The following is a 297-nucleotide window of genomic DNA, read 5'->3' on the forward strand; positions in this document are numbered from 1 at the left end:
TCAATAATACCGTCGTGGTCTTCAGATAAACCAAGCTCTGAAGCGGAGCACAACATGCCATGAGAAGGCTGACCACGCAGCTTGGCTTTTTTGATTTTAAAATCGCCGGGCAGTACGGCACCCACTACGGCCACCGCGACTTTCAGACCCAAACGGCAGTTGGGCGCACCACAAACGATGTCCAGCAGCGCTTCGCCGCCCACATTCACTTTGGTGACCCGCAATTTGTCGGCGTCTGGGTGCTGGCCACATTCCACCACCTCGCCTACTACCACACCGCTGAATTCGGGGGCAACT

1 protein-coding gene is annotated in these 297 nt (G+C 55.9%); it reads right to left on the bottom strand.

Annotated elements, in window-relative coordinates; genetic code table 11:
* On the bottom strand, positions 1-297 hold a 297-nt coding region (ytpR, locus tag J0A66_RS22805; protein ID WP_338143950.1), incomplete at both ends, for a YtpR family tRNA-binding protein.

The organism is Bowmanella dokdonensis, from assembly GCF_017254865.1.
GTDB classification, from domain to species: Bacteria; Pseudomonadota; Gammaproteobacteria; order Enterobacterales; family Alteromonadaceae; genus Bowmanella; species Bowmanella dokdonensis.